Here is a 3,955-nt window from a genome sequence, read left to right on the forward strand (position 1 = left end):
TTTCATGCAGCAGGGGCTCTCAATGTTTTTATGTCCTGCTCATATCGTCTCTGCCGGCAGCTGGGGACACTCCTTGCGGGGCGTCCCCATTTTGTTTTCGTCCCGCATGTTTTGTGAAACACGGCTAACTTTTAGGCAAAGTAGTAAGACATGGGCAACTTTTGCGGTAAAGTAAATCAAGCAAAAGTATCCAAAGGCTAACTAGAAGCCATCGCGAAAGGCGGCCCATGGCCCTGCGTGAATCCGGAGAAGACTATCTCGAATCGATCTACGTTCTATCGGAACGTCAGGGCATCGTGCGCTCGATCGACGTTGCGGAGTACCTCGGCGTAACCAAGGCGAGCGTTTCCAAGGCCATGGCGACGTTGGAAAGCAACGGCTATGTCGAAATGGGCAAGCGCGACGTTCATCTGACGGAGCGTGGTCTGGAGGTCGCTCGCCAAATGTGGGAGCGTCACTGCTTTTTCGTGGGGCTGCTGGAGGATGCGGGTGTTTCGGCTGAGGTTGCGTCGCAAGAGGGCTGCCACATGGAGCACTGCCTGAGCGAGGAAAGCTTTGAGAAGCTGAGGGCGATGCTGGGACGGGACAGCGACCGGGACCAGTAGCCCCGCCAACCAAGTCCAACTCAGACAAGGAACCCCGCCACCAAGCGATGCCCAAGAACCGCCAGCAACGTTACCGCAGGCCGGGACCGGGCTTGGTTTTTGAAAACACTCCGCAGACCAGAAGCGCCCCCGTTCGTAGCTCCGAAGGAGCAGAACGGGGGCGCTTCATTGGTCGAGGACGTTTTCAAAACCAAGCCCGGTCCCGGCCGGAGGGACCACAGGCGCTACAGGTTCTTGACACCCATCGCGCGCATGGCGTTCAGGATAGCGATGATCGCCACGCCTACGTCGCCAAAGACGGCAAGCCACATATTGGCGATACCCAGCGCTGCCAGCACAAGGATCAGCAGCTTAATGCCCAGCGCAAAGATTATGTTCTGCCAAACAATCGACATGGTCTTGCGCGCCACGCGGATCGCGCGGGAAATGTTGGACGGCTTGTCGTCCATCAGCACCACGTCGGCGGCCTCGATCGCGGCGTCGGAGCCCATGGCGCCCATGGCAATGCCCACATCGGCGCGCGTAAGCACAGGAGCGTCGTTGATACCGTCGCCGACAAAGGCGAGCTTGCCCTTGCCACTTTCGGCCGCGAGTAGCGCCTCAACGCGCTCGACCTTGTCGCCCGGCAGGAGCTGCGCGTGGAACTCGTCGAGACCGAGTTGCTTGGCCACAGACGCTGCAACCTCCTCGCGGTCGCCCGTGAGCATGACGGTGCGGTTGATACCGGCGGCATGCAGGTCGCGAATCGTTTGCTCGGCATCGGCCTTGACGGTGTCTGCAATCACGATGTGGCCGGCATACGCACCGTCCGCGAGCACGTGGAGGATGGTACCGACGACCTCACAGTCCGGCGCTTCAACGCCGGCTGCGGCGAGCATCTTGGCGTTGCCGACGACGACGTGCTTGCCATCGATGGTCGCTGTCACGCCATGGCCCGCGTCGTTGGCGGAGTCGCTCACGCGCTTGGGGTCGACCTCGCCCAGGTAGGCGGCGCGTACCGACTGCGCGATGGGGTGGTCGGAGAATGACTCGGCGAGGGCTGCGACTTCAAGCAACGATTGCTCGGTATAGCCAGCCTCGGGGTGCACCGCGACCACCGAGAATGTGCCATTGGTGAGCGTGCCGGTTTTGTCGAAGACGACGGTGTCCACGTCGGCGAGCGCCTCGAGGTAGTTAGAACCCTTGATGAGAACGCCCAGCTTGGACGCGCCGCCAATGCCGCCAAAGAAGCTCAGCGGCACGCTGATCACGAGCGCGCACGGGCAACTGACGACCAGGAAGGTCAGGCCGCGCAGGATCCAATCGGACCAAGCGCCAGTCACCAGGCCGCCGCCAAGCGCGAGCACCGCGGCAGCGCCGGTGACGGCGGGGGTGTAGACGCGGGCAAAGCGCGTGATGAAGTTTTCGGTGCGCGCCTTCTTTTCGCTGGCATTCTCTACGAGCTCCAGGACGCGCGCGACGGTGGACTCGCCAAACGGCTTGGTGGTACGCACGCGGATGAGGCCCGTCATGTTGATGCAGCCGCTGATGATATCGTCGCCGGACTTGGCGGGGCGGGGGACCGACTCGCCCGTGAGCGCGGCGGTGTCGAGCTGGGTTTCGCCCTCGACGATGATGCCGTCGATAGGCACGCGCTCGCCGGGCTTGACGACGATCACGGTGCCGACGGCGATGTCATCGGGAAAGACCTGCTCGAGCGTGCCGTCGGTCTGCTCGACGTTAGCGTAGTCGGGCGCGATGTCCATCATGGCACTGATCGACTTGCGGCTCTTGCCCACGGCGTATGCCTGGAACAGCTCGCCGACCTGGTAGAACAGCATGACAGCGGCGCCTTCGGCCATGTGCGGGTCGGTGTCGGGGAAGAGCACCATGGCAAACGCGCCGATGGTCGCGACGGCCATGAGGAAGCTCTCGTCGAAGGCCTTGCCGCGGCGGATGTTATTGAATGCCTTTTGCAGTACGTCGTAGCCGGCAATCAAAAACGGCACGAGGAACAGCACAAAGCTGGCGTAGATGTTGCCGGGCTCCCCAAATGCGATAGTGAGGGCGCCGAGCTCGTCGAGGGCATAAACAACGGCAAAAATGCCCAGTGCTACCAGGATGCGGTTGCGCTTATGCTCAAGGGACTCTTTCTTCTTGCGCTTCTTCTTTTTCTTTTTGGGATCGGCGGCTGTCATGATTCAAACCTCTCATTTGAGTTTATGAACACTCGCTCATATAATTTCGCGAGCAAAGGCCGCGGCAAGCGCGGCCTCGCAGGTCAACGTATGCGCGGGTTAGAGAATGATCTCGCAGTCCGGCTCGGCGTCGGCGGTGAACTCAACGACGCGGTCCAGGACCTCGTCGAACTTGGCGTCGTCGGCCTCGAGCGTCAGCTTCTGGGTCATAAAGTTGACCGAAACGGACTTGACGCCCTCGAGCTTGGCAAGTTCGTCCTGAAGCTCGCGCGCGCAGTTGGCGCAATCGATCTCGTCGAGCTTGAACTGCTTTTTCATGGTGGGTTCCTTTCCCTGTGTTAGCGGTCTGGGTGCCGGCCGCGCTGATACCGTGGTTGATTGCTATTCGCAGATATGGCTCATGCCCTGGTTAAGCATGGTGTAGACGTGATCGTCGGCGAGCGAGTAGAGAATGTTGCGGCCGTCGCGGCGGAACTTGACCAGGTGCGACTGCTTAAGCGTGCGCAGCTGGTGCGATACTGCCGACTGCGAGGTTGCGGTCGCTTCGGCGATGTCAGCCACGCAGAGCTCGCGGCCCATGAGGGCATAGAGGATCTTGATGCGTGTGGTGTCGCTGAAGACCTTGAACAGGTCGGCCAGGTCGTACAACAGCTCCTCGTCGGGAAGGTCCTCGGGCGAGCAGGTGGTGGGGACGATCGGCTCGGTGGCCTCGATGCCAGTCTTTGTTTCATCAGCGTGGCTGCTCATTGCAACATCCTTTCATATGAACATGCGCTCATATAACTTACTTCCGATTATATGAGCGCATGTTCATATGTCAATACAATTTACGTTAATTTCGATGACTGCTTGCCGCCTCTGCGATTTTCTGCGGGTTGGGAGACATCGACGCAATGCTCGCCAACATATTTCGAGATGTTCGGCCAGCATGCTAAGAAAGCCACCTTGAGAAGCATTAGAACTGTTCATATTTGTACTTTATCGTGTTGAATACCGCGAGAATCAGTTCTTCCTCTACGGGAGTTCCTGCAGAATCAGTTTTATCTAAAGTTATATTGAGCATTGCTGCAGCCAATCTGGCACATCGGTGGCCGAATAAGTCGAAAAATGTAGGTGGACATGGTAGCGCGCAGAGATGTGGTGTAAGAGGCGGGGCATGCCCCGCCTCCGCCC

At 59.5% G+C, this 3,955-nt stretch carries 5 protein-coding genes; 1 reads left to right on the plus strand and 4 read right to left on the minus strand.

Annotated features, from left to right (window positions below; all coding sequences use genetic code 11):
- Window positions 1-227 precede the first annotated feature (227 nt).
- A complete protein-coding gene (locus DWV43_RS09830) occupies window positions 228-605 on the plus strand; it encodes a metal-dependent transcriptional regulator (RefSeq protein ID WP_117735915.1) in 378 nt (125 codons plus the stop codon).
- A 224-nt stretch (window positions 606-829) separates the two neighbouring features.
- Here the strand turns inward: DWV43_RS09830 and DWV43_RS09835 are convergent, their stop codons facing one another.
- From DWV43_RS09835 to DWV43_RS10460, 4 genes are all read right to left on the minus strand, one after another.
- Entirely contained in the window at window positions 830-2,782 is a 1,953-nt protein-coding gene (locus DWV43_RS09835; RefSeq protein ID WP_199569436.1) for a heavy metal translocating P-type ATPase, read from the minus strand.
- Window positions 2,783-2,881: 99 nt separating this feature from the next.
- Window positions 2,882-3,100 carry a cation transporter gene (locus tag DWV43_RS09840; protein WP_089572082.1) on the minus strand — a complete coding sequence of 73 codons (219 nt, stop codon included), beginning with the start codon at window positions 3,098-3,100 and terminating at the stop codon, window positions 2,882-2,884.
- 63 nt (window positions 3,101-3,163) lie between these two features.
- Window positions 3,164-3,529, minus strand: coding sequence for a helix-turn-helix transcriptional regulator (locus DWV43_RS09845; protein WP_055252065.1), 366 nt, complete (start codon window positions 3,527-3,529; stop codon window positions 3,164-3,166).
- Window positions 3,530-3,737: 208 nt separating this feature from the next.
- On the minus strand, window positions 3,738-3,955 hold a 218-nt coding region (locus DWV43_RS10460; protein ID WP_233539265.1), incomplete at its 5' end, for a hypothetical protein.

It is taken from the genome of Collinsella sp. AF05-9 (assembly GCF_003465595.1).
In the GTDB taxonomy this organism is placed as follows: Bacteria; Actinomycetota; Coriobacteriia; order Coriobacteriales; family Coriobacteriaceae; genus Collinsella.

Coding starts and splice junctions, on each gene's coding strand:
- DWV43_RS09845 (WP_055252065.1), bottom strand. CDS start 3,529: ATGAGCAGCCACGCTGATGAAACAAAGACTGGCATCGAGGCCACCGAG.
- DWV43_RS09840 (WP_089572082.1), bottom strand. CDS start 3,100: ATGAAAAAGCAGTTCAAGCTCGACGAGATCGATTGCGCCAACTGCGCG.
- DWV43_RS09830 (WP_117735915.1), top strand. CDS start 228: ATGGCCCTGCGTGAATCCGGAGAAGACTATCTCGAATCGATCTACGTT.
- DWV43_RS09835 (WP_199569436.1), bottom strand. CDS start 2,782: ATGACAGCCGCCGATCCCAAAAAGAAAAAGAAGAAGCGCAAGAAGAAA.